Here is an 18,210-nt window from a genome sequence, read left to right on the forward strand (position 1 = left end):
CCCTTACCGGAGGTCAATGTACCCTTGTGGTTACGTACCCAGCTGGTTACGCTCAAGCCCATCATGGATGCGGTGTTGCAGGCGCTGGCCGACCCGAGCCGGCGCACGGTGCTCGAGATCCTCCGCCGTCACCCGGCGACCGCCGGCGAGCTGGCGGCGGCCCTTCCGATCGCCCGTCCGGGGGTGTCCCGGCATCTGAGGGTGCTGCGGGAGGCCGGGCTGGTCGACGTCCGGCAGGACGCGCAACGCCGCATCTACGCCCTGCGGCCCGAGGCGCTGGCCGGCGTGGACCAGTGGCTGGAGCCGTACCGTGCGCTCTGGCAGAACCGGATGGACGCCCTGCACACCGAGGTCGCCCGAGGAAAGAGGGAGCGGAAGTGAAGATCGTCGGAACGATGCGATCGCTTGACGAGACCCGCGGTGCGGTGCGCGTCGAGGACGTCTACGACACCTCCATCGACGACCTGTGGGAGGCCTGCACCGATCCGGAACGGCTCGCCCGCTGGATCGCCAAGGTCTCCGGCGATCTGCGGGCCGGCGGCTCGTTCCACGCCGTCTTCACCAGCACCTGGTCGGGCCCCGGGCGCGTCGACGTCTGCGAGAGGCCACACCATCTGCTGGTCACCACCGGGCCCGGCACCGAGGACGAGGCCCAGATCGAGGCCTGGCTGACCGAGGAGGGCCCGGGGACGCGCCTGGTCGTCGAGGAGCGCGGCCTGCCCCGCGACCGCCTCCACTTCCACGGCGCCGGATGGCAGGCCCACCTCGAGGATCTGGCGCGGTCACTGGAGAGCGAGGCGGCGGCCGGCCCCGGACAGTGGACCGACCAGAAGCCCGAGCCGAGCTGGCGCGCGCGGTGGGCCGAGCTGACACCGGCGTACGAGCAGAAAGGCCTTGATTAGACTTCTTCGTCGACGACCTCGCCGCCACCGAGGCGCGGGTCCTCGCGGCCGGCGCCACCCGCCTCGACTTCCAGCCCAACTCCGACCACTGTTTCGTCTACGCCGACCCGGCGGGCCACCCCTTCTGCCTGTCCACCTGGGACGTGGCGCAGCTCGGCCTCGACCCGGGCGCCTGACACCGGCGGAGCGGGTGGGGCACAGGTTCATGGGATCGCCGGACGCGATCAATTCTCGCGTTATGCAAGGTCCCTGGCGTGCCGGCACTGACCTGACCATCAATGCCGCCAACGGCGCCGTGCGCCTGCCGACGGCCTGGTCGCGTACACCCAAGCCTGGGAACCTACAGCCGCCATCGTGGGTCCACCGGTGTCGACGCGGCCCGCTGCTGGCCACCGGTGACGGTGACCGTGACCAGCGACTCGGTGCGCGCCTCCACCGGCGCGGCGTCCCTGGCCCCGATCACCACGTCCAAGACCGTCAAGGTCCAGCAGGTCTGGGCGCTGGGCCGGGGGAGTCTCCTTCCCCGGCCCAGAATCCGCAGTGATGCTCGACGGCGCTTCCCTTGTCGGTGGCCAAGGTCTCGACAAACGGGAAGACCGGCCATTGCGTACGCCCGGTGGCGGCGAACCGGGCCCACGTGCCGACCATCCGGGCGGCCAGTTCCGGTTGCGCAGCGCCGTCCAAGTAGGTCACGTCGAAGAGGTAGGGCAGTTCGGCGCCGTGGAAGGCGCCCCACGGCAGGCCGTAGCCGGGATTGGGGCCGTCGCGCTCGGCGAACTCGTACGCATAGACCGGGTTCTTCCGTGCGAGGAGGCGGTTGCCGGCCAGCGTGGGGCAGGCCCAGATGCGGTCGGTGGCCACGGCGGCCCAGGCCAGGCCGGGTGAGGGATACGCCGCGGCGGGGTAGAGGGCGAGGACCTGGGGCTCCTGATCGCCGAAGGCCGCCCTCAGCACCTCGGCGTACCGCTCGGCGGTGACCGGGGCGGCGGCGTCGAGGCCGGCGATGAAGGCTCGATGCTCGTCGAGGTTGCTGCCCGACAAAACCGGCATGCGATGAAAAATGCCTTCCTTTAAGGCGTCGGCTGGTTCTCGGGGCAGCACGCTCGTGCCGTACGCCGGGTCGACGAAAGCACGCAGACCGGTGCCCTGCGTCTCGCGGAGCAGAGCCTCCGAGGTCTGCGACCGCAGACAGGCCAGGACGTCGTCCTGACAGCCGAGCGTTGCCGCGAGCTGGGTTCCGGCCCGCTCCACATCGTCCACCGGGGCCCATTGCGAGCCGGAGCCGATGTTGGGCAGGAAGAGCTCGGCCGGCCAGTCGGTCAGGCACGACCCCGACTGGATGATCGCCCGCTGGAACAGCCCGGCCGAGCCCGGGGAGGTCAGCTGCGCGCACACGCTCATCCCACCGGCCGACTGGCCGGCCAGCGTCACGTTGCCGGGGTCGCCGCCGAACGCCGCCACGTTGCGCCGCACCCAGCGCAGCGCCGCCTGCTGATCCTGCAACCCGAAGGTCCCCGACCCGGCGAGCCCCGGCAGCCCGAGATAGCCGAACACCCCGAGCCGATAGTTGATGGTCACCACGACGACGCCCCGCTCGGCCAGCCGATGGGGGTCGTACAGGCTGCCCGACCCGTTCTGGAACCCGCCACCGTGCAACCACACCATGACGGGATGCCCGCGGCGCCCGTCGAGGGGCGTGGTCACGTCGGCGTACAGGCAGTCCTCGGCGCCGCTGGACGGCTGCCCGAGGCCGGGCGCGTTCTGCGCACAAGCTTCGCCCGGCGCATCCGCCGCCCGAACACCGCGCCACGGCACGACCGGTTGCGGCGCCCGCCAGCGCCGCTCACCCGTCGGCGCCGCCGCGTAGGGCACCCCCCCGAACGTCCGATACCCGTCGTGGACCACGCCCCGGATCAGCCCGGCGTGAGTGCGGACGACGGCCTTCCCGTCAGCCACGGCGCTCGGCGGGGCGGCCGGTCCGCCGGTGAGAAGGCTCGCGGCCAGCGCGGCCACGGCCAAGGTCTTCGCTCCCATGCGAACAGCCTCACCGCTGATCGACGGGCGCGAATCAACTCTTGGATGATCAGTCGGTGGATCCGTGGCTCCACCGGCCGGTGGATGACGCGGGCTCAGCCGGCGTCGGTGGAAGCGGCCAGGGCCTCCTGGGGCTCGATCTGGGCGAGGCGCTCGCGCAGGGCGGTGGTCACGAACTTGTACGCGTCGGAGCCGAGGACCAGGCGCAGCGGGGCCGGGCTCTGGGCGGCGCTGTCGATGATGCGGGCGGCCATCTTGGCCGGGTCGCCCAGCGGGGGACGGCTGCGGTCCTTGGCCCCGCGGACCATGGCGGCCGGGGTGTTGTCGTACGCGGCGAGCGGGGTGGCCAGTTGCAGGCTGTCGAACCGGAACTCGGTGCGGGCGCCGCCGGGCTCGACGATGGTCATCTCGATGCCGAACGGGGCCACGTCGCGGGCGGTGCCCTCGATGAAGCCTTCGATGCCCCACTTGCCGGCGTGGTAGAGCGAGGCGCCCGGGTTGGTGGCCTGACCGCCGTAGGTGGAGATCTGGATGACCCGGCCGCCGCCCTGAGCCCGCAGGTGCGGCAGGGCGGCCCGGACCACGGCGATCGAGCCCAGCAGGTTCGTGTTGATCTGGCCGATGACCTGCTCGTCGGTCAGCTCCTCGGCCGCGCCGAACAGCCCGTAGCCGGCGTTGTTGACGACCACGTCGATGCGGCCGAGCTCGGCGAACGCCCGGTCGACGGTCGTACGCACACCGGTCAGGTCGGTGACGTCGAGGTCGGCGACCCAGAACCGCTCGCCGTACTTCTGTTTCAGGTCGTCCACCGAGCCGGCCCGGCGGATGGTGCCGGCCACCCGGTCGCCCCGCGACAACAGCTGCTCGGTCATCTGGCGGCCGAAGCCGCTGTTGACGCCGGTGATGAACCATGTTTTCGATGTCATGCCCATGACTCTCCCCGGCTCGCGGGCCCGGTGGCAGACAGAGTTGTTCCTGGTAGCAGCGGGAACAGGCACCGGCCGCGGGCTTCTCGTACCGTGGAGATCATGGGTACGGACAACGCGCTGGGCGACTTCCTGAGGGCACGCCGCGAGCTGGTGACGCCGCGCGAGGTGGGCCTGCCCGGCGGCGGGCTGCGCCGGGTGCCGGGGCTGCGCCGCGAAGAGGTGGCCATGCTGGCCGGGATCAGTGCCGAGTACTACCTGCGCCTGGAACAGGGCCGCGACCGTACGCCGTCGGCCCAGGTCGTCGACGCGCTGGCCCGCGTCCTGCAATTGGACGCCGAGGGAACCTCGTACCTCCTCGATCTGGCCCGGCCGAAGAGCCGGCGCCGCCCGGCGAAGGTGGCCGACAAAGTGCCGGACGGGATCGCGATGCTGCTGGGCACGCTGAACGTGCCCGCGTTCGTGGTCAACCGCTACCGCGACGTGCTGGCCGCCAACCCGCTGGCGGCCGAGCTGTCGCCGCTGATGCGGCCCGGCACCAACCGGCTGATCGTGCTCTTCACCGACCCGGCGGCCCGGCTGGCCCACCCCGACCTGGACGAGAACGTCGGCAGCGTGGTGGCGCAGTTGCGGGCCGAGATGGGCGCCGACACCGACGACCCGCGGCTGCAGTCGCTGATCGGCGAGCTGTCGCTCAAGAGCGAGCAGTTCCGCAAGCTGTGGGCCCGGCACGACATCCACCGCGGCGGCAGCGACACCGGCGTCATCCACCACCCGCGCGCCGGCGAGATGCGCCTGCGCCGCGAGAAGCTGGCCGTCATCGGCAGCGACGGCCTGCAACTGGTGATGTACCACGCCGAGCCGGGAAGCCCGGCCGCCGGCGCCCTCGCCCGGCTGGCTAGTGAGCTGGAACCCCGCTGAACAGCGCACGCTCTTGAGCCTGGGCCTCGGCGAACGGCAGGCGGCTGCCCATGACGATCGACTTCTTGGCCGCGGCCAGGGCCGGAGCCGGCGCTTTCGCGATGTCGCTCGCATAGGACAGCACCTCGGCCGGGAAGTCGCCGGAGAAGACGCGGCTCAGCCAGCCCACCCGCAGCGCCTCCGCCGCGCCGACCTCGCGGCCGGTCAGGATGACGTCGGCGGCGAGGCCGGGGCCGATCAGGCGGGGGAGCCGCACGCTCCCGCCGCCGCCGGGGATGATGCCGGCCGGCACCTCGGGCTGCTGGAGCCGGGCCTCGGGCGAGCCCACCCGCAGGGTGCAGGCCAGGGCGAGCTCGTGGCCGCCGCCGGAGGCCAGCCCGTCGATCGCGGCGATCGTCGGCTGGGGGATCTCCTCCAGCAGCCGCAGCGCTCGGGACCACGCCCCGCGCTCCCGCTCGGTGGCGGTGCCGTCGCCGAGCTTGGCCAGCTCGGCCAGGTCGGCGTGGTTGATGAACAGGCCCGGCGTGCCGCCGGCGAGAACGATCAGCTTGATGTCGCCGGGCTTCTCGGCGTACGTCTCGAGCAGATCGCCGAGCTCGAGGAGTCCGGCGAAGCTCATGAAAGCGTCTGGCGGATTGGCGAAGGTGAGCCGGGCGACCGGTCCGTGCTCGGAGGCGTTCCACGTCATGGCTCCGACGCTAGGGGCGACGGCCGGCCCGGCCATAAGTCAGCCGACTGACAGGCTCCAGTCGAGGATCTCCTGGGTCGAGGTCGTGCTGCCGGTCGCGCCGGTGAAACCCGCCCAGGCGCGGTCGGCGCCGACCTGGGCCGCCAGGTCGACGGTGGTGCTGATCAGCTGGCGGCCGCCGAGGTGCACGGTCAGGTTGTGGGCGCCGGCGTCGTAGGCGACGCGGACCGTGACCGGGGCGCCGAACAGTGGTGTGCCGGTCGGGGCGGCGGCCAGGTGGTAGTCCGGGTTGCCGCGCAGCACCACCCCGGCGTGGCTGGCGTCGGCGTCGCCCGGGTTGCGGAAGTCGTCCAGCTCGACCGCGACGCTCTGCCGGATGCCGCGGTAGCCGAGACCGCCGCCCCAGCCGCCCAGGGCCCGCGGGCCGACCGCCTGCACGAGGAAGGCGACGCCGTCCGCGCCGGGTGCGTTGCCGCGCAGGTGCACACCGAAGCTGGTCTCGAACGAGCGGGTCAGGTCGATCTGCTCGCCGCCCCAGGCCGAACCGGCCTGGCGATATCCGCCGCCGGTCAGGCGCAGCACGGAGCTGGGCGAGTCACTGGCCGACACGAAGGCGGCCGAGCCGTTGAGGCTGTAGTCGCTGAACGGGAATCCGCCCGTGGCGGCCTGTGCGGGTGCGGCCGCGGCGACGGCGGCCACGGACGCGGCGGCGGCCAGCAGACCGGCCGTCACCCGCTTGCGATGGACAGGCTGGGACATGGTTCCGTCCTCCAGATGAGCAGTGATCGCGGGCTCAACGTAGGCCAGCCGCGGGGCTCCCGTATGCGGAATGGTTGTTTCGGTCGGCATAGTGTGGGAGGCGTTGATCGACGTGGAGGAGTGCAACATGAGCGTCGCGGCTAGCGGCACGATCGAGCTGGGCGGCAAGCGGGTCCACCGGCTCGGGTACGGGGCCATGCGGATCACCGGCCCGGGCATCTGGGGCCCGCCGGCCGACCACGACGAGGCGGTACGGGTGTTGCGCCGCTCGGCGGAGCTCGGTGTCACCTTCATCGACACCGCCGACTCGTACGGCCCGGAGGTCTCGGAGAACCTGATCCGCGAGGCCCTGCACGACGGCAAGGGCTATGGGGATGTGGCCGTCGCGACGAAAGGCGGCTTCGCGCGGACCGGTCCCGGCGTGTGGGTCGCCCTGGGCCGCGCCGAATATCTGCGGCAGTGCATGCAGCTGTCCCTGCGGCGTCTCGGCGTCGAGCAGATCGACCTGTGGCAGCTGCACCGCATCGACCCGAACACCCCACGCGAGGAGCAGTTCGAGGTGCTCCGCTGGTTCCTCGACGAGGGCCTGGCCAAGCAGGTCGGCCTGTCCGAGGTGACGGTCGACGACGTGAAGCAGGCGCAGGAGTTCGGCGTGCCGGTCGCCTCGGTGCAGAACCGCTACAACCTGGGCGACCGCCGGGCCGAGGAGCTGCTCGACTACTGCACCGAGCAGGGCATCGCGTTCATCCCGTGGGCGCCGGTCGACGCGGGCGCGCTGGCCCGGCCGGGCGGTCCGCTGGACAAGGTCGCGGCGGCCCACCCCGGCAAGACGACCGGTCAGCTGGCGCTGGCCTGGCTGCTGCGCCGCTCGCCGGTGATGGTGCCGATCCCGGGCACCTCGTCGGTGGCGCACCTCGTGGAGAACTGCGCCGCGGCCGACATCGAGCTGACCGACGAGGAGTACGAGGCCCTTGTCTAGGTGCGCCGGGCGGCGAAGTGGCCGCCCGGGTCGAGGCGGGTGAGGATCGCGCCGGTGATTTCGCTGAGCTGGGTGATCTGCTCCGGGGTGAGGGCGTCGATGACGTACTCCCGAGCGGTGGCGACGTGACCCGGCGCGCTGTCCTTCACCTTCTCCCAGCCGGCGTCGGTGAGCCGGGCGTTGGTGGCCCGCCGATCCTCGGGGCAGGGAAAACGTTCGACGAATCCGCGCGTCTCCAAACGCTGCACGACGTGGGAGAGCCGGGGGAGGGTGGCGTTGGTCATCTGGGCCAGCGCCGTCATCCGCAGCGTCTTCTGATCTGCCTCGGAGAGCATCGCGAGCACGTAGTACTCGAAGTGGCCGAGGTCGGCGTCGCGGCGTAGCTGACTCTCCAGCACCCCGGGCAGCAGCTCGAGCACGGCGGCCAGGCGGACCCAGGCGTTCAGCTCGTCGGGGGTCAGCCATCGTGTGTCCATGACCACATCATTCCACGCCATTAGTTGTTGCTACAACCTCGGCCCGATGCGATAGTTGTAGCAACAACCAATGAGGGAGATGGTCCAGATGGCACACGTCAGCATCATCGGCACCGGCAACATGGGTGCGGCGATCGCGAACCTGGTCACCAAGGGCGGCAACACCGTCGAGACCTTCACCAGCTCCGACGTGGCCAAACCGGTCACCGGCGAGATCGTCGTGCTGGCCGTGCCCCACGCGGCCGTCGCCGGCATCATCGCCGAGCGCGCCGGCCAGCTCGCGGGCAAGGTCGTCGTCGACATCACCAACCCGGTCGACTTCGCCACCTTCGACGACCTGGTCGTCCCGGCCGACAGCTCGGCCGCCGCCGGCATCGCCTCCGCCCTGCCCACGGCGCGCGTGGTCAAGGCCTTCAACACCAATTTCGCCGGTACGCTCGTCGCCGGCACCAACGGCACCGAGCCGACCACCGTCCTCATCGCCGGCGACGACGCCGACGCCAAGGCCCTGCTGGCCGGCGTGGTCACCGCGGCCGGCCTGCGCGCCGTCGACGCCGGCGCCCTCAAGCGGGCCCGCGAGCTCGAGTCCCTCGGCTTCCTGCAGATCGGCCTGGCCGCCGCCGAGAAGGTCTCCTGGACGGGCGGATTCGCGGTCGTCGCCTGACGGCTCCACCCCCGGGGTGGTACGCCGTCGTGCCACCCCGCAAGCGGATGGACCTACCGTCGGCGACATGAGATCGGCGCCCGGGCTGCTCGTGGTCATGTCGGTCGCGTCGGCGCAGTCCGGGTCGGCCGTCGCCCGCACCCTCTTCGGCGACCTGGGGCCGGCCGGGGTGCTCACCTGGCGGATGGGCTTCGCGGCGCTCGTCTTCGCCGTCGTCGTGCGGCCGCCGGTGTGGACGTGGACGAGCGCGGCGTGGCGGGCCGCGGTGCTGCTCGGCGTGTTCGCGGCCGGGCTGACAATGCTGTCCTACCTGGCGTTGCGGATCGCACCGCAGGGGATCGTGGTGACGGCGTCGTTCGCCGGGCCGCTCGTGCTGGCGCTGGTGCAGACTCGCCGGGTGAGCGACCTGCTGTGGGCGCTGACCGCTGCCGGGGGAGTCGCGCTGCTCGGGTTGCGGGCCGGCGCCGACGTGCCGGCGGCGGGGTTGCTGCTCGCGCTCGCGGCGGGCGTGTGCGGGGCCGGCTACATCGTCTTCAGCGCGCGGCTCGGCGGGGCGGGATCCGGAGTGGGCGGGCTGGCGGTGTCGTTCGCGGTGGCGGCTCTGCTGGTGCTGCCGTTCGGCTTCGGCGGCGCGGTTCGGGCGTTCGGTGAATCTCGGCTGCTCGGCGGGGCTGTCATTGTCGCTCTGTTGGCGGGCGTCATCCCGTACACACTCGAAATGATCGCCTTGAGAAGGCTGCCGACGCGGATCTTCGGGGTGTTGATGAGCCTGCAACCGGCGGGCGCCGCGGTGGCCGGTCTGCTGATTCTGGGCCAGCGGCTCGGCCCGCTCCCGATCGTGGCATTGACGCTGGTCAGCCTGGCGGGATTCGCTCTTGTGCGTGGCGGTTACGATGCGCCGTCGGCGCACAGCCGGCGCACAGACTCGAGCCCTCAGGTGTAGCCCCATGACCACGCTGTTGCAGGACCCGCCCCGGGCGTCCCCGGCCCCGGCGGACAAGCCCCGCATGACCGTGCTGCGGCGGGTGCTGCCCTGGATCCTCCCGGCGGCCGCGGCCTTCGGCGCGCTCCTCTGGCTCGACACGCCGGCCCCGCAGATCGCGGTCTACGCCGCCTGTTTCGCGGTCGCGGTCGTGCTGCCGGGCACGCTGGTGCTGCGCGCGCTGTACGGCAGCCGCGGCAACTGGCCCGAGGATCTCGGACTGGGCGCGGCGGCCGGGCTCGTCGTGCAGCTGATCGGCTGGGCGCTGACCGCGGCGACCGGCGCCGGACTGCTGCTGCCGATCTGGCTGGGGCTGGTCGTGCTGCTCTTCGTGGCCGTGCCCGGGCTGCGCCGGCACTGGCGGATCGACGAGCCGCGCCCGCTACCCCTGGCCTGGTCGTGGGGCATGTCGGTGGTGCTGCTCCTGGTCGTGCTCGCCGGGGTGACGAACCTCCGCACGATCCCGCTGCCGCCGACGACGTTCGAGATCTACCAGGACATCTACTACCACCTCGCGCTGGTGCACGAGATGGCCCGCACGATCCCGTTCCACGCGCCCCAGGTGGACGGCGAGACGCTGCGGTACCACTACCTGTCCGACGCCGACATGGCGTCGGCCTCGGCGCTCACCGGCATCTCGCCGGTCACCGTCTATCTGCGACTCTGGTTCATGCCGATCGTGGGCACGGCCGCCTTCGTCTTCGCGGCGCTGGCCCGCACGGTGAGCGGCCGCTGGTGGGCCGCTCCGGTCGCGGCGGCCGCGGTCGTCGCCGGCCGGGCCATGCTCGCGAACGGCGCGGTCATGCCGTTCGGCAGCGGCCTGCCGGTCATGATCATCAGCCCGTCGCAGACGTACGTGGTGCCGCTCATCGCCCTTTTCACGCTGATCGCGGTCGAGGCGCTGCGCGGGCGGCCGCTGCGCTGGATGTGGGCGGCGCTGCCGCTGCTCGCCGTGGCCTGCGCCGGGTCGAAGTCGAGCGCGCTGCCGCCGCTGGTGGCCGGTGCCGGGCTGGCCGGGATCGCGCTGTTGGTCAAGCAGCGGCGCGTGCCGTGGACGGCCGCCGGGCTGCTGGCCGCGGCCGGGTTCGGCATGGTCGCCGGTCTGAAGCTGTTCGCCGGCGGGGGAGCGGGCACCCTGCAACTGCAGTTGCTGAGCACGCTGCGGCGGATGCCCCCGTACGAGCGGACGATCGGCTCCGGCGACGGCATCGAGCTCGGTGGCCTGGTGCCGGACGGTGTCGCCCACGCCGGGACGGCCGGGCGGCTCTTCGTCGCCTTCGTCGTGCTGTGGTGGGTGGTGTCGCAGGCGCCGCGCCTGCTCGGCCTGGTCCTGCGGCCGCGCGAGTTCGACGCCGCCTGGTGGCTGCTCGGCGGGATCGTGCTGGCCGGTGTCGGCGCGGTCTGGGTCTTCTGGCACCCGTCGTCCAGCCAGATCTACTTCTTCGCCGGCACCGCGCCGTTCGGGGCGATGCTGACCGTCTGCGCCCTGGCCGAACGGGCCGACCGCTTCCGGGCGGCAGTGGTGGGGGCGGCGCTGGCCGCCGCGGCCTGGGCCGTGGTGGTGCCGCAGATCCAGGGGCCGGCCCGGAACAACTTCGCGGGGTGGGGCAAGGCGCTGGCCGAGCCGTTCCTGATTACGGCGGTGGCCGGGGTGGTGGCGGCCGCGATCGCGGTGGCGATCTGGCGTAAAAGGGCTTTGGTGGCGATGCCGGCGGCGCTGATCGCCGCGGTCGTCGGGGCCGGTGTGGCCGGCGGGGTGAGCTATCAGCTGGCCAGCTTGAATGATCCGGGGCCGAAGGCGCGGCCGGCGGTGGCGGTGACCGCGGGCGAGATGCGGGCCGCGCTCTGGCTCGGCGAGCACTCCGGCCAGGACGACCTGGTCGCCACGAACGTGCACTGCGTCCCGCTCAACGCCGAGAAATGCAACGCCCGCGCCTTCTGGGTGGCCGGCCTCAGCGGGCGCCGCATGCTGATCGAAAGCTGGGGCTACTCGGACTCGGCGGTGGCCGCGCACGGGAAGAACGGGCTCGCGTACTACTTCCAGCCCGCGCCCGACCCGGAGGTCTACGAGCTGAACCAGCGCGCCTTCGCCCGCGGCGACGCGGCCGACATCCGCCGGCTGCGCGACGAGCACGGCGTCAGGTGGCTCTTCGCCGACAACCGGGCCGGGCCGGTCTCGCCGGCGCTGGCCCGGCTCGCCGACATCCGCTTCCAGGACGGCGCGGCCACGGTCTACGAGATCAGGCCCGGCGCCTGAGCCACAAGCTCGACATCGCGGGGCGTCACCGGGCGCCCGCGCGTGATGACGACGACGTGGTCCATCCCGTACGACCGCAAGGTGGCGCACCGCGCGGCGAAAGCCGCCATCAGCCGCAGCGTCCGCTGCTCGCCGGCGCCGCCGATCAGAATTGGCGGCCGGGAGACGGGCGCCGGGTGGGAGAGCGGGCTGTCACCGTTCCAGACGGCGCAGGCCAGCCGCAGCGTCTCCTCGAGCAGTCGGAAGCGCTCGCCGGCCGGCGGCAGCGGCAGCCCGATCGCCGCCGCCTCGTCCGCCTGGTAGCCGGCGCCGAGACCGAGCCAGGCGCGCCCACCCGAGAGCACGTCGAGCGTGGTGACGGTCTTGATCAGCAGGGCCGGCGCCCGGAAGGTCACCGGGCTGACCATCGCCCCGAGCCGGACGCGCGAGGTCACGGCGGAGAGAAAACAGAGGATCGAGTACGCCTCGAGCATCGGATCCGTGGCCTTCGCGGCAAGGTCGGCCTGGATGAGGTGATCGGCCACCCAGAGCGTGTGCAGGCCGCAGTCGTCGGCGGCGCGGCCCAGGTCTTTCAGCGCCACGGTCACGGTGGCGCAGGTGGCCTTGGCAGCCGGGGTGTCCGAGGCGACGGTGTTCAACTACTTCGCGTCGAAGGAGGACCTGTTCTTCGAGCGCCTCGACCGCTACGGCCTCGACCTGGTCGATGCGGTGGCGGCGCGGCCCGCCGGCGAGAGCGCCTTGGCCGCGTTCCGCCGGCTGCTCCTGGGTTCGGGCGGCCTGCTGGGTCAGGCCGCCGACGATCCTCGCGCTCGCGACCGGCTGCGGACGGTCAACCGGGTCATCGCGGACAGTCCAGCGCTGCGGGCGCGTGAGGAGCTTTCCTATATAGGTACGGCCGACGCCTTGGCCGCCCGGCTGCCGGGCGACCCGCTCCAGGCCCGCGTCGTCGCGCATTCGCTGGTCGCCGTGCAGCGTTCTTTGGTGCAGCACGTCCGCGCGCGCCTTCTGGGCGGTGCCGCCCTTTCCGGCGGCTCCTCATCTGGTGCGGCGGCCGGTGACCTCGCTTCCGACGTGGCGGCCAAGGGGGAGAAGGCGTTTGCGCTGCTGGAGCGAGGGCTGGGTGACTACGGCATTGCGGCGTAGGCGCGGTTACGGGGCCACGGCGTAGAGCTCGACCAGGCGGTGACGGGCGGCGGCGAGGCGGTCGCCGGTCACGGCCAGGAAGCGCCGGCTGAGGTCGCGGGCCAGGCCGGGGTCTTCGGACATGAGCTTGTGGACTCGTACGGCGTCCAGCTCGACCGCCCTCATGTCCTCGGCGACCACGGCGCCGAAGCGCCAGCGGCACGGTGGCAGCAGCCACGACCAGCCGACCACGGAGCCCGGGCCGAGGCGCTCGATGGTGACGTCGCCGCGGCCGGGGACGAACAGGTCGATCGCGACGGTTCCGGAGTGGACCAGCCAGAAGCGGTCGGCCGGGCCGTCCTCGCGGCAGAGCCGGTGGCCCGCGGCCCGGTAGACCGGGCGGCCCGCCCACGACAGCCGGTGCATCCAGTGCACCGGCATGTCGGTCACGAAGTCGTGCAGGGCGAGCAGATCGAAGACGGACAGTGTGGTCATGTCCACAGACTCGTCCGGCGGGCGGGCCCTCAGTAGGGCCGAAAGGACCGCCCTGTCACACCCGGTCGACCTGGTTGACGCGGCCGACGATCAGCGGGTCGGCCGGGGTGAAGGGCAGCGCCGGCAGGTCCTCGGGCGCGACGTCGAAGGCGGCCGCGACCGTCTCCGGCCGCAGGGCGCTCAGAGCCGCGCGATATCCGATGTCGCGGGGCATCGGCTGGTCGAAGAAGATCAGGAAGTGGATGTCGCCCTCGCCGATGTCCTCGATGTGGTGCGGGTACGAGCGCGGGATGAAGTAGACGTCGCCCTCGTGCAGCTCGAAGGTGTCCCACGTGCCGTCCGGGCTGAGGATGGTCATCCGGCCCGTGCCCTTGGCGATGTAGCCCATCTCGGCCGTCTCCGGGTGCCAGTGCGGTTCCCGCATGCCGCTGTCGGCGATCTTCAGCGAGTACATGGCGACGTTGTCGAGCACCGGCCAGAACTGCTTGCGGGCGGTCTTGGCCCAGCCCTCGGCCGAGGCGACCGGGGCCGACATGGCTTCGACGTCGAACTTGAACGGGTCGAGCCGCTGGTCGTCCCGGGTCGGCTCGGGCCGGCGGGCCGCCTCCTGGATGGCGCCGTCGCGCACCTCGTGGTTGCGCTTGCCGACGGCGGTGGCGGGCAGGTCGAACGTGTTGCCGATGACGGCGTCGGACATCACGGCCAGCGAGCCGGACAGGCCGAACTCCTCGGGGCGCTCGTGGGTGAGGGTGGCGATGAACTCTGCCGTCTCGTCGCCGATCACCTCGATGGTGTGCAGCGCGCCCGACGGGACGTAGAACATCTGCCCTTCGCGGATCGTGAACCGGTGGTACTGGCTGCCGTTGTCGAAGACCGTGATGAGGGCGGCGCCGCGCAGGCAGTAGTTCAGCTCGTTGGCGTTGGTGTGCCAGTGCGGCTCGCGGATCTGGCCCGGTTGCAACACCAGGCGCCGGATGGAGAGCCGGGACAGCAGGGGGAACTCGTCCGCACTGAGGCTCTGCACCGAGCCGCCCTTGAACTCGGTGGTCGGCTTCTGCTCACGCAACGACATGACGTGGCTCGACATGGCAATTCTCCAATTTCGGCCGTACGGGATTGGCCGCACCGGTACCCGGGCCGCCGAAGTGACGAAGCGGAATCGAGTCGTGCGTCTCAGGTGACGAGCGGCACCGACTAAGCCACCCCCGTGCCGGGGATCTTGGCCGGGCATGAGTGTGGGTTCCCTCGTCGAAGTCCGGGCCCGTGGGCGGGTCCGGGGCCGGCTGGCGCTGATGGGGCCGGCCCTGGTGGCGGCCATCGCGTACGTGGATCCGGGCAACGTCGCGGCCAACACCCAGGCCGGCGCCGAGACCGGATACGCGCTGATCTGGGTGGTGGTGCTGGCCAGCGTGATCGCGATGTTGGTGCAATATCTGTCGGCCAAGCTGGGCCTGGCCACGGGCCGAAGCCTGCCGGAGGTGTGCGGCGAGGTCCTGTCCCGCCGGATGAACATCGTGATGTGGGTGCAGTCGGAGATCGTGGCGGTCTTCACGGACATCGCCGAGTTCGTGGGGGCGGCCCTCGGCCTGCATCTGCTGTTCGGGGTGCCGCTTCCGCTGGCCGGATTGGTGATCGGCGTCGCGTCGCTGCTGCTGCTGAATTTGCGCGAGCGGGGCGTCCGCCGTTTCGAGGCCGGGGTGGCGATCCTCCTGCTTTTGACGGCGGCCGGTTTCGCGTACACCACAATAAAGCTGAACCGAATCGCCTGGCCCGAGTTGGGTTCGGGCCTGACACCGAGCCTGTCCGGCGACACGGCGTTGCTGCTGGCGGCGGGCCTGGTCGGCGCGACGGTGATGCCGCACGCGGTGTACCTGCATTCCGCGCTCACGGAGCACCGGGTGACGGCGACGAGCGGCGCCGGCCGCCGCTACCTGCTGAAGTTCCTGCGCATCGACTGCCTGGCCGGCCTGGGCCTGGCCGCCCTGGTGAACATCGCGATGCTGGTGCTGGCGGCCGAGCTCTACAGCACACACCAGGGAGCCGACAGTTCGATCCAGACCGCACACGACCTGATCGGCATAACGCTGGGCGCGGGCGCGGCCGTCATCTTCGCGGGCTCCCTGCTGACGTCGGGCGTGGCCTCGGCCAGCGTCGGCACGTACGCCGGACAGGTGGTCATGGCCGGGTTCATAGGCAGAGAGATTCCCGTGTACGCCCGCAGGTTGATCACCATGGTCCCGTCGCTGGCCGTGCTGACCCTGGGCCTGCCCCTGACCACCGCTCTGGTGGCGAGCCAGGCGGTCCTGTCGTTCGGCGTGCCGTTCGCGTTGATCGCTCTGGTACTGGTGACCCGCCGCCGCGACTTGATGGGCTCCCTGGTCAACCGCCCGCTCACCACAGCCGCGGCGTGCTTAGCCAGCACTTTGGTGATCCTCCTCAACATAGGCCTGCTGGCCACCTTGTTCACGTGACCCTCCGCGGGTCGCACTGCCGCCCCCCGCCCGCCTGCCGCCGTCCGTTGTCGTCTACCCGGCGGCGACTCGCCGTCCCGGCCGTCACCATGGCCCGATGACTGACCTTTCTCCGTTGCTCGACCGGGTGGACGCGGCGGCGCGCTGCCTGATCGAGGGCGACGCACGCGGCTATTTCGACCTGCTGCCGCACGCCGGCGATTACACCTTGATGTCCCCGTACGGAGGCGACGTCGACCACGGCGCCACCGTGACCGACGAGGCCGTGGCGGGCATCGCGGCGTGGTTCCAGGGCGGCGAGGTGGAACTGGAGGTCGTGGCCGCCCACCATTCAGCCGACCTGGCCGTCCTGGTCCTGATCGAACGCCAGCACGGCCGCATAGGCGGCCTGGACCAGGACTGGTCCCTGCGGGTGACCTTGGTCTTCCGCCGGGCGGACGACCGCTGGCTCCTCCTGCACCGCCACGCCGACGCCCTGACTCACCGCATCGACCACGACACACTGGCCGCCTTGGCCCGCGGTGTCAGACCGGGTTCCGCCCCAGATACCGAAGCCCCCGCTTGAGATAGACCCGCGGATTGGTGTCGAGGCACCGAGCCCACATCGGATCCGGTTCTCCGCGCAGCCAGGCATAGCGAGCCAGCGCATATCCGTACATCGGCTCCGTCAGATACCCCAGCCGCGAAGTCCGGTACCCCGCCTCATGCCGGTTGAATTCAAAGGCGGCATTGGCAGCAAAGATCCCCATCCCGAAGAACACCGTGAGCAGATCGGTGAGCGGTTCATGGTCCTCCCGCTCCGGATCGATCCGAAGTCCCCCACTTCCGCCCGCGCCACCGTTTCCGCCCGCGCCGCGCTCGTCGTTGAGCAGGATGGCGTGGCCCAGCTCGTGGGCGATGGTGGCGACCAGGGCCATGGGCTCGGCCGCCTTGTCGTCGCGGATGCCGATGACCGATCGCCCGTTCCGGACGCGATGATGCCCGGCCGCCACGTTCCACCGCCGGGTCAGTGGCACGTACGAGGCCAACCCGTCGTCCTCGTCGTCGGCGTCGTGTTCGAGGTCGATGCGCGCCGGGTCGACACCCATGTGCCGGCAGACCCTCCGGAACACCGACCGAACGTCGTCCCGGCTTCCCCGGTAGACGCCCGGGAAGAACTCGTCAGTGGGCAGCACGACCGTGCCGAGCAGCCGCTCCCGTCCGAACTCGCCGATCATCCAGTCCAGCGACGTCTCGATCCAGTCCCGCTCCACTTCGCGTACCGGGCATTCCGCCCGACCCCACCACCGCATGCCCCGATTGTGGAACCGCGTTTCAAGACAACAGCACAGGCAGCCTCCTCAACCCGCGCAGAAGCAGTCCCGGCCGCCACTCCGGACGGGCCGGCGGCGCCAGGCGAAGGCCCGGGAACCGCTCGATCAGTCGCGCGAAGGCGATCTGCCCTTCCAGCCGGGCCAGCGGCGCCCCCAGGCAGTAGTGGATCCCGTGCCCGAAGGCCAGATGCGGATTGTTGTCGCGATCGAGCACCATCTCGTCCGGTGCCGGGAAGCGCTCGTCGCGGTTGGCCGCCAACAGCCCGATCACCACTTCTTCCCCGGCCGAGATGCGCTGGTCCCCGATGGTCAGATCGGTGGCGGCAACCCGAAAGGTGGCCGTCTCGACCGGCGCCTCGAACCGCAACATCTCCTCGACCGCCGCCGGCAACAGCCCCGGCTCGGCCACGACCCGCTCCCACCGCTGCCGCTCGCTGAGCAGCAGCCAGGCCCCGTTCCCGATCAGGTTGACGGTGGTCTCGTGCCCGGCGATGAGCAGCAGAAACACCATCGAGGTCAGCTCGTCCTCGCTGAGCCGGTCGCCTTCCTCGCGGACCTCCAGCAACGCCGCCAAGAGGTCGTCGCCACCCTGATGCCGCCGCCGGGCCAGCAACTCCTGGATGTAAGCGATCAACGCCATCACGGCACCGGAATGGTCGACCCCGGGTTGCGGCCCGCTGACGATGACGGTCGTCCACTCCCGAAAGGCATCACGATCCCCGGCCGGCACCCCGAGCAGCTCACAGATGACTTGGATGGGCAACGGAAACGCGAACGCGTCGATCAGGTCGACCTCGCCGCCCCCGGCGGCCATGTCGTCCAGGAGGCCGGCGGTGATCTCTTCGATTCGCGGGCGCAGCTCCTCGACGCGGCGGGCGGTGAAGGCCGCGGAGACCAGCCGGCGCAGGCGCGTGTGGTCGGGCGGGTCGGCGGCGAGCATGTGGCGGCTGACCGCGGGAAGGCCGATCACCGGGTACTGCTTGGAGAGCCGGGGGTCGCTCAGCGCATGTTTGGCGTCCTCGTACCGGGTGACCAGCCAGGCCTCGGCGCCGCCGGGCAGCTGGACCCGATGAACCGGGTCCTCGCTGCGCAACCGGGCGTAGAACGGATGAGGGTCGGCGTGGAACGCCGGGTCGGTGAGATCGAGCTGAGCGTCCTGTGTCATGGGCTCTCCTCCATGCCATCGATGGCCGTGAATGAGATTACCGGCTCGGCCCCGGC

Annotated in this window: 21 protein-coding genes and 1 pseudogene; 11 read left to right on the plus strand and 11 right to left on the minus strand. The window is 71.4% G+C overall.

Translation table 11 applies throughout. From position 1 onward, the window contains the following. The first annotated feature begins 63 nt into the window (after positions 1-63). The 3 genes and pseudogenes from CRP55_RS20595 to CRP55_RS20605 form a co-directional block, all read left to right on the plus strand. On the plus strand, positions 64-381 hold the full coding sequence (locus CRP55_RS20595; protein ID WP_097321737.1) for an ArsR/SmtB family transcription factor: 318 nt from the start codon (positions 64-66) through the stop codon (positions 379-381). Between the two features lie 14 nt (positions 382-395). Next, positions 396-902: an SRPBCC family protein gene (locus tag CRP55_RS20600; protein WP_218854645.1), complete on the plus strand. Its 507-nt coding sequence runs from the start codon at positions 396-398 to the stop codon at positions 900-902. A gap of 56 nt (positions 903-958) precedes the next feature. Then, a pseudogene (locus CRP55_RS20605) lies at positions 959-1,078 on the plus strand (hypothetical protein); the annotation flags it as partial. A 164-nt stretch (positions 1,079-1,242) separates the two neighbouring features. Here the strand turns inward: CRP55_RS20605 and CRP55_RS53130 are convergent. The 3 genes from CRP55_RS53130 to CRP55_RS20615 all read right to left on the minus strand — a co-directional run bounded on the left by CRP55_RS53130 (position 1,243) and on the right by CRP55_RS20615 (position 3,862). After that, positions 1,243-1,383 (minus strand): hypothetical protein, encoded by a 141-nt coding sequence (locus CRP55_RS53130; protein WP_179855268.1) that lies wholly within the window; start codon positions 1,381-1,383, stop codon positions 1,243-1,245. After that, on the minus strand, positions 1,380-2,936 hold the full coding sequence (locus CRP55_RS20610) for a carboxylesterase/lipase family protein (protein WP_097321739.1): 1,557 nt from the start codon (positions 2,934-2,936) through the stop codon (positions 1,380-1,382). Before CRP55_RS20610 ends, CRP55_RS53130 begins: the two co-directional genes overlap by 4 nt. A gap of 95 nt (positions 2,937-3,031) precedes the next feature. After that, the gene (locus CRP55_RS20615) at positions 3,032-3,862 is read right to left on the minus strand and encodes an SDR family oxidoreductase (protein WP_097321740.1); all 831 of its coding nucleotides are present in this window, start codon (positions 3,860-3,862) and stop codon (positions 3,032-3,034) included. Positions 3,863-3,964: 102 nt separating this feature from the next. Here CRP55_RS20615 and CRP55_RS20620 point away from each other — a divergent pair, with 102 nt between their 5' ends. Then, positions 3,965-4,783: a helix-turn-helix domain-containing protein gene (locus CRP55_RS20620; RefSeq protein WP_097321741.1), complete on the plus strand. Its 819-nt coding sequence runs from the start codon at positions 3,965-3,967 to the stop codon at positions 4,781-4,783. On the opposite strand, the gene CRP55_RS20625 is transcribed toward CRP55_RS20620, so the two are convergent. Continuing rightward, positions 4,761-5,471, minus strand: coding sequence for an enoyl-CoA hydratase/isomerase family protein (locus tag CRP55_RS20625; RefSeq protein WP_097321742.1), 711 nt, complete (start codon positions 5,469-5,471; stop codon positions 4,761-4,763). The genes CRP55_RS20620 and CRP55_RS20625 overlap by 23 nt on opposite strands. 39 nt (positions 5,472-5,510) lie before the next feature. Beyond that, entirely contained in the window at positions 5,511-6,230 is a 720-nt protein-coding gene (locus CRP55_RS20630) for an L-type lectin-domain containing protein (RefSeq protein WP_179855269.1), read from the minus strand. A 127-nt stretch (positions 6,231-6,357) separates the two neighbouring features. Here CRP55_RS20630 and CRP55_RS20635 point away from each other — a divergent pair, with 127 nt between their 5' ends. After that, positions 6,358-7,209, plus strand: a complete 852-nt coding sequence (locus tag CRP55_RS20635; protein ID WP_097321837.1) for an aldo/keto reductase — start codon at positions 6,358-6,360, stop codon at positions 7,207-7,209. Here CRP55_RS20635 and CRP55_RS20640 read toward each other — a convergent pair. Further along, positions 7,206-7,685: a MarR family winged helix-turn-helix transcriptional regulator gene (locus CRP55_RS20640; RefSeq protein WP_097321743.1), complete on the minus strand. Its 480-nt coding sequence runs from the start codon at positions 7,683-7,685 to the stop codon at positions 7,206-7,208. The two genes, CRP55_RS20635 and CRP55_RS20640, sit on opposite strands and share 4 nt — an antisense overlap. Positions 7,686-7,773: 88 nt before the next feature. On the opposite strand from CRP55_RS20640, the gene CRP55_RS20645 reads away from it, so the two are divergent. The 3 genes from CRP55_RS20645 (at position 7,774) to CRP55_RS20655 (ending at position 11,588) form a co-directional block, all read left to right on the plus strand. Next, positions 7,774-8,349 carry an NADPH-dependent F420 reductase gene (locus tag CRP55_RS20645; RefSeq protein ID WP_097321838.1) on the plus strand — a complete coding sequence of 192 codons (576 nt, stop codon included), beginning with the start codon at positions 7,774-7,776 and terminating at the stop codon, positions 8,347-8,349. 67 nt (positions 8,350-8,416) lie between these two features. Continuing rightward, a complete protein-coding gene (locus CRP55_RS20650; protein WP_097321744.1) occupies positions 8,417-9,292 on the plus strand; it encodes an EamA family transporter in 876 nt (291 codons plus the stop codon). 4 nt (positions 9,293-9,296) lie between these two features. Next, positions 9,297-11,588: a hypothetical protein gene (locus CRP55_RS20655; protein WP_097321745.1), complete on the plus strand. Its 2,292-nt coding sequence runs from the start codon at positions 9,297-9,299 to the stop codon at positions 11,586-11,588. Here CRP55_RS20655 and CRP55_RS20660 read toward each other — a convergent pair. Further along, positions 11,564-12,175: an LLM class flavin-dependent oxidoreductase gene (locus CRP55_RS20660; RefSeq protein WP_097321746.1), complete on the minus strand. Its 612-nt coding sequence runs from the start codon at positions 12,173-12,175 to the stop codon at positions 11,564-11,566. The two genes, CRP55_RS20655 and CRP55_RS20660, sit on opposite strands and share 25 nt — an antisense overlap. Before the next feature lie 10 nt (positions 12,176-12,185). Between CRP55_RS20660 and CRP55_RS20665 the strand changes: the two genes are divergently transcribed. Beyond that, positions 12,186-12,731 (plus strand): TetR/AcrR family transcriptional regulator, encoded by a 546-nt coding sequence (locus CRP55_RS20665; RefSeq protein ID WP_179855270.1) that lies wholly within the window; start codon positions 12,186-12,188, stop codon positions 12,729-12,731. A gap of 6 nt (positions 12,732-12,737) precedes the next feature. Here CRP55_RS20665 and CRP55_RS20670 read toward each other — a convergent pair whose 3' ends face one another. Further along, a complete protein-coding gene (locus tag CRP55_RS20670; RefSeq protein WP_179855271.1) occupies positions 12,738-13,205 on the minus strand; it encodes a cyclic nucleotide-binding domain-containing protein in 468 nt (155 codons plus the stop codon). 55 nt (positions 13,206-13,260) lie between these two features. Further along, the gene (locus tag CRP55_RS20675; protein ID WP_097321748.1) at positions 13,261-14,292 is read right to left on the minus strand and encodes a cupin domain-containing protein; all 1,032 of its coding nucleotides are present in this window, start codon (positions 14,290-14,292) and stop codon (positions 13,261-13,263) included. A 142-nt stretch (positions 14,293-14,434) separates the two neighbouring features. On the opposite strand from CRP55_RS20675, the gene CRP55_RS20680 reads away from it, so the two are divergent. Together CRP55_RS20680 and CRP55_RS20685 are read left to right on the plus strand one after the other, a co-directional pair. Continuing rightward, positions 14,435-15,676, plus strand: coding sequence for an Nramp family divalent metal transporter (locus CRP55_RS20680; RefSeq protein ID WP_097321749.1), 1,242 nt, complete (start codon positions 14,435-14,437; stop codon positions 15,674-15,676). Between the two features lie 97 nt (positions 15,677-15,773). After that, positions 15,774-16,241 carry a nuclear transport factor 2 family protein gene (locus tag CRP55_RS20685; RefSeq protein WP_097321750.1) on the plus strand — a complete coding sequence of 156 codons (468 nt, stop codon included), beginning with the start codon at positions 15,774-15,776 and terminating at the stop codon, positions 16,239-16,241. Here the strand turns inward: CRP55_RS20685 and CRP55_RS20690 are convergent. Both CRP55_RS20690 and CRP55_RS20695 read right to left on the minus strand, forming a co-directional pair. Then, positions 16,201-16,968 carry a hypothetical protein gene (locus tag CRP55_RS20690; RefSeq protein WP_143234771.1) on the minus strand — a complete coding sequence of 256 codons (768 nt, stop codon included), beginning with the start codon at positions 16,966-16,968 and terminating at the stop codon, positions 16,201-16,203. The genes CRP55_RS20685 and CRP55_RS20690 overlap by 41 nt on opposite strands. Before the next feature lie 22 nt (positions 16,969-16,990). Next, a complete protein-coding gene (locus CRP55_RS20695; protein ID WP_097321752.1) occupies positions 16,991-18,154 on the minus strand; it encodes a cytochrome P450 family protein in 1,164 nt (387 codons plus the stop codon). Positions 18,155-18,210: the final 56 nt, after the last annotated feature.

This window comes from Paractinoplanes atraurantiacus (genome assembly GCF_900215205.1).
GTDB lineage: Bacteria > Actinomycetota > Actinomycetes > Mycobacteriales > Micromonosporaceae > Actinoplanes > Actinoplanes atraurantiacus.

What these genes read in the sequence shown, in the direction of transcription:
- CRP55_RS20595 (WP_097321737.1), top strand. Translation starts at nt 64, where the DNA reads ATGGATGCGGTGTTGCAGGCGCTGGCCGACCCGAGCCGGCGCACGGTG.
- CRP55_RS20675 (WP_097321748.1), bottom strand. Translation starts at nt 14,292, where the DNA reads ATGTCGAGCCACGTCATGTCGTTGCGTGAGCAGAAGCCGACCACCGAG.
- CRP55_RS20645 (WP_097321838.1), top strand. Translation starts at nt 7,774, where the DNA reads ATGGCACACGTCAGCATCATCGGCACCGGCAACATGGGTGCGGCGATC.
- CRP55_RS20615 (WP_097321740.1), bottom strand. Translation starts at nt 3,862, where the DNA reads ATGACATCGAAAACATGGTTCATCACCGGCGTCAACAGCGGCTTCGGC.
- CRP55_RS20630 (WP_179855269.1), bottom strand. Translation starts at nt 6,230, where the DNA reads ATGTCCCAGCCTGTCCATCGCAAGCGGGTGACGGCCGGTCTGCTGGCC.
- CRP55_RS20680 (WP_097321749.1), top strand. Translation starts at nt 14,435, where the DNA reads ATGAGTGTGGGTTCCCTCGTCGAAGTCCGGGCCCGTGGGCGGGTCCGG.
- CRP55_RS20635 (WP_097321837.1), top strand. Translation starts at nt 6,358, where the DNA reads ATGAGCGTCGCGGCTAGCGGCACGATCGAGCTGGGCGGCAAGCGGGTC.
- CRP55_RS20685 (WP_097321750.1), top strand. Translation starts at nt 15,774, where the DNA reads ATGACTGACCTTTCTCCGTTGCTCGACCGGGTGGACGCGGCGGCGCGC.
- CRP55_RS20625 (WP_097321742.1), bottom strand. Translation starts at nt 5,471, where the DNA reads ATGACGTGGAACGCCTCCGAGCACGGACCGGTCGCCCGGCTCACCTTC.
- CRP55_RS20650 (WP_097321744.1), top strand. Translation starts at nt 8,417, where the DNA reads ATGAGATCGGCGCCCGGGCTGCTCGTGGTCATGTCGGTCGCGTCGGCG.
- CRP55_RS20620 (WP_097321741.1), top strand. Translation starts at nt 3,965, where the DNA reads ATGGGTACGGACAACGCGCTGGGCGACTTCCTGAGGGCACGCCGCGAG.
- CRP55_RS20690 (WP_143234771.1), bottom strand. Translation starts at nt 16,968, where the DNA reads ATGCGGTGGTGGGGTCGGGCGGAATGCCCGGTACGCGAAGTGGAGCGG.
- CRP55_RS20695 (WP_097321752.1), bottom strand. Translation starts at nt 18,154, where the DNA reads ATGACACAGGACGCTCAGCTCGATCTCACCGACCCGGCGTTCCACGCC.
- CRP55_RS20610 (WP_097321739.1), bottom strand. Translation starts at nt 2,936, where the DNA reads ATGGGAGCGAAGACCTTGGCCGTGGCCGCGCTGGCCGCGAGCCTTCTC.
- CRP55_RS20655 (WP_097321745.1), top strand. Translation starts at nt 9,297, where the DNA reads ATGACCACGCTGTTGCAGGACCCGCCCCGGGCGTCCCCGGCCCCGGCG.
- CRP55_RS20670 (WP_179855271.1), bottom strand. Translation starts at nt 13,205, where the DNA reads ATGACCACACTGTCCGTCTTCGATCTGCTCGCCCTGCACGACTTCGTG.
- CRP55_RS20600 (WP_218854645.1), top strand. Translation starts at nt 396, where the DNA reads ATGCGATCGCTTGACGAGACCCGCGGTGCGGTGCGCGTCGAGGACGTC.
- CRP55_RS20640 (WP_097321743.1), bottom strand. Translation starts at nt 7,685, where the DNA reads ATGGACACACGATGGCTGACCCCCGACGAGCTGAACGCCTGGGTCCGC.